The 2761-nt window shown below is 75.9% G+C and carries 2 protein-coding genes; both read left to right on the forward strand.

Annotated features, from left to right (window positions below; all coding sequences use genetic code 11):
• The first annotated feature begins 453 nt into the window (after window positions 1–453).
• The gene (locus tag ACSNOC_RS27435) at window positions 454–1263 is read left to right on the forward strand and encodes a cellulose-binding protein (RefSeq protein ID WP_436750277.1); all 810 of its coding nucleotides are present in this window, start codon (window positions 454–456) and stop codon (window positions 1261–1263) included.
• A 71-nt stretch (window positions 1264–1334) separates the two neighbouring features.
• Window positions 1335–2761: bifunctional UDP-N-acetylglucosamine diphosphorylase/glucosamine-1-phosphate N-acetyltransferase GlmU (gene glmU, locus ACSNOC_RS27440; protein ID WP_436750278.1), on the forward strand; the 1427-nt coding region annotated here is incomplete at its 3' end.

A 2761-nucleotide genomic window follows, 5' to 3' on the forward strand; every position in this document is an offset into this window, starting at 1 on the left:
CTCCCGCCCCCGGCCCACCGCGCAGGCCGTCGCAGGCACGGCCACGGCCCGCCCTCACATCCGACCACCGGCGACGCCGCCGGAGGCGGTCGCCTCACCCCCACCGGACCTCCGGGCACACACAAACCGCCGCCACCCCACCGGCAGGTGCAGCCCCGGCCACAGACCCGGCCCACGGCGCCGGGTGACCGAGCCGCCCCGACCCCGGGGCGCACGCGACCGCGTGGCCTTCGGCCCGCCGGCCGGGCCCGCGATGCCGCGTACGGTCATCCACGGAACCCGTCAGACCGGAGGCTGCCTGGTGCGGCGTCATGTGGTGTGACGCGGACCGCGGTCGTCGGTTCGGGCGGGGTTGTGTGGGCTGAGTTCCCCGTGAGCGGGGATCATTGGCGTATGACGGGCTTCGGCATGGCACGCGGACGGGGTTATCGGCCTTCACAGGTGGACCGGCGGATGGCCGAGTTGGCCGCTGAGCGGGATCTCGCGTGGCGGCGGTTGGCCCAGTTGAGTCTTCGTGTCGACGAGATGACCCGCGAGGCGGACCGGTTGAACGCCGCGCTGGCGGCGCTGCCGCCGCCCGCGTTCGACGTGCTGGGCGAACGCGCGGGTGAGTTGCTGGCCGAGGTGGAGGCCGAGGCGGCCGAGTTGCGGGCCGATGCCGAGGCGGGGGCCGGTGAGTTGCTGGAGGCGGCCGAGCGGGCGGCGCGCAGGGTGCGCGACGACGCGCGGCAGGCCGCCGCCCGGCGGCGGGGCGAGGCGGACGCGGCGGCGGAGAGCACGCTCGCCGCGGCCGAGGCGTTCGCGACGCGGATGCTGACCGAGGCCCGCGACCGGGCCGCCGCCGTGCGGCGGGAGGCCGACGCGGCCTTCGCGGAGGCGACGCGCCGCTGCGAGGCGCTGATCGCCGAGCAGACCCGGGCTCAGGCCCTCGCCGCCCGCGCCCTGCACGAGGAGCTGACGGCCCGGCAGGCGGAGACCGACGCGCGCGTCGCGGAGCTGGCCGCGCGCGGCGACACCGTGCTGGCGACCGCCCAGCGGGAGCTGGCCGAGGCCGAGGCGGAGGCCAAGGCACGCGACGAGGCGGCTGACGCGCGCCGCGCGGAGCTGCTCGCCGACGCCCGGGTGCGGCGCCAGCGCGTCGACCGGGAGACCGAGCGGGCCCTGCGCGAGCTGGAGGAGCAGGCCGACCAGGTGCGGGCGCACCTGGCGCACATCCGCACCACGCTGGCCGCCCTCACCGGCCGCGCCCCGCGCCGCGAGTAGCGGGCGGCGCGCCCTCGGTATCCTCGGGAACCCCGTCTCCCAGCACCGACCGACCGAAGGACGCGATCTTCGTGAGCCCCATCCGCCCGGCAGCCGTCATCGTTCTCGCAGCGGGTGAGGGGACCCGCATGAAGTCCGCGACCCCGAAGGTGCTGCACGAGATCTGCGGCCGTTCGCTCGTCGGCCACGTGGTCGCCGCCTGCCGCGCGCTGGAGCCCGGCGAGCTCGTCGTCGTGGTGGGGCACGGCCGCGAGCGGGTCGCCGCGCACCTCGCCGGTGTCGACGCCGGGGCGCGGATCGCCGTGCAGCACGAGCAGCGCGGCACCGCGCACGCCGTGCGGGCGGGTCTGGAGGAGCTGGCCGCGCACGGCGCCGACACCTCCGGCACGGTCCTGGTGACGTGCGGCGACATCCCGATGCAGCGGCCGGAGACGCTGCGCGCGCTGGCCGCCGCCCACACCGCGCAGGGCAACGCGGTAACCGTGCTCACGATGGAGCTGCCCAACGCCACCGGCTACGGCCGGGTGCTGCGCGGCCCGGACGGGGCGGTGACGGAGATCGTGGAGCACCGGGACGCCACGCCCGCGCAGCGCGCGGTGCGCGAGGTCAGCTCGGGCGTGTTCGCGTTCGACGGGCGGCTGCTGGCCCAGGCGCTGGGCCGGGTCGGCACGGACAACAGCCAGGGCGAGGAGTACCTGCCGGACGTGCTCGGCATCCTGCGCGACGCCGGGCACCGGGTCGGTGCCGAACGGGCCGCCGACCACGGCGAGCTGGCCGGCGTCAACAACCGCGTGCAGCTCGCCCAGGCCCGCCGCACCCTCAACGACCGCCTGCTGGAGGCGGCGATGCTCGCCGGGGTCACCGTCGTCGACCCGGCCACCACGTGGCTGGACACGGCCGTGACGTACGAGCCGGACGCCGTGATCCACCCCGGCACGCAACTCCTGGGCACCACGCACCTGGCCGCCGGCGCCGAGGTCGGCCCGAACTGCCGGCTGCGCGACACGACGGTCGGGGAGGGCGCCGTGGTGAGCAACACGGTGGCGGAGAACGCCCGCGTCGGCGCGGGCGCCAACGTCGGCCCGTACGCGTATCTGCGCGGCGGAACGATCCTGGGCACCGGCGCGAAGGCCGGGACTTTCGTGGAGATGAAGAACTCCGCGATCGGCGAGGGAACGAAGGTGCCGCACCTGTCGTACGTCGGTGACGCCACGATCGGTGACCACACGAACATCGGTGCCGCGAGCGTCTTCGTGAACTACGACGGCGAGGAGAAGCACCACACGACCATCGGCTCCCACTGCCGGACCGGTTCCGACAATATGTTTGTGGCGCCCGTCACGGTCGGGGACGGGGTCTATACCGCGGCGGGGTCGGTCATCACCCAGGACGTGCCGCCGGGATCACTCGCCGTAGCGCGCTCCCGCCAGCGGAACATCGAGGGCTGGGTGGCCCGCAAGCGCCCCGGATCGGCGGGGGCCCGGGCCGCCGACGCCGC

The sequence above is a fragment of the Streptomyces sp. URMC 129 genome (assembly GCF_051386415.1).
Lineage (GTDB): Bacteria > Actinomycetota > Actinomycetes > Streptomycetales > Streptomycetaceae > Streptomyces.

Bases quoted from the DNA above. Each gene is read 5' to 3' on its own strand.
- ACSNOC_RS27435 (WP_436750277.1), top strand. From the start codon at position 454: ATGGCCGAGTTGGCCGCTGAGCGGGATCTCGCGTGGCGGCGGTTGGCC.